The sequence below is a fragment of the Elioraea sp. Yellowstone genome (assembly GCF_006704265.1).
In the GTDB taxonomy this organism is placed as follows: domain Bacteria; phylum Pseudomonadota; class Alphaproteobacteria; order Acetobacterales; family Acetobacteraceae; genus Elioraea.
In genome coordinates, this window is the sequence record NZ_VIKA01000314.1 from 1 (window position 1) to 784 (window position 784).

Here is a 784-nt window from a genome sequence, read left to right on the forward strand (position 1 = left end):
CGCGCCTACGCGCCGGTGGCGCGCCTGATCGTCGTTGCCAACGTGTCGCTGACGCTGACGTAGGTGGAGCGGATTGGGGCGGCGCTGGCCGCGGCGCGCGAGCCGGTCGCGGCCTTCATGCGCCAGGCGGTGCAGGCGCCGGAGAGCGGCATCGGCCGGGCCGAGATCGCCCGGCTCGCCGAGATCCTGCTCGGCCCCGACGAGGCGATGGCGCTGCTCGAGGAGACGGGCTGACGCGCGAGCGCCGCTCCCGATCCGGCGGTCCCGCCCGATCGGGCGGAGAGGCGGGCCGGGAGAGGCCGGAGCCCGGTCCGGCAGGTCGGAACCGGCGCTACCCGAACGAGCCGACCTCGTGCGCGATCGCGGCCGAGCCCTCGCGCACCAGCGCGAACCACCGCCGCATCGGCGCCAGGATCTCGGCGTGCTCGGCCTCGTAGGTGGCGGCCTCGCGCGGCCCGGCGGGTTCGCCGAAATCCATCGCCGCCGCGGGATCGGGCCGCGACGGGAAGACCTCCTCGAGCAGGTCCACCGCCGCCGGCACGTCGAGCCGGAGAATGCGCGCGACGAGCGCGGCGCGCGTCACCCCGTGGCGCGGGCTGAAGTCGGGGAGGCGCGCGGCGAGCAGCCAGATGCGGTGGATCGCCGCGATCCGGAGCGCGTGCATCGCCACCAGCCGGTGCGAGGCGGAGGCCGTGCGCCAGGCGGCATCCAGCGCCAGCCCGTCCGCCTGGAGGCGGCGGAACAGCCGCCGCACCGGCGCGGCGAGGCCGAGCGCCTCCAGCGC

The 784-nt window shown here is 77.3% G+C and carries 1 protein-coding gene and 1 pseudogene; one reads left to right on the plus strand and one right to left on the minus strand.

From position 1 onward, the window contains the following. Positions 1-63 precede the first annotated feature (63 nt). Positions 64-234: a hypothetical protein gene (locus tag FK498_RS19635; protein ID WP_161988501.1), complete on the plus strand. Its 171-nt coding sequence runs from the start codon at positions 64-66 to the stop codon at positions 232-234. Positions 235-331: 97 nt separating this feature from the next. Here FK498_RS19635 and FK498_RS18900 read toward each other — a convergent pair. Further along, positions 332-784 (minus strand): annotated as a pseudogene (locus FK498_RS18900) (phosphoenolpyruvate carboxylase); the annotation flags it as partial.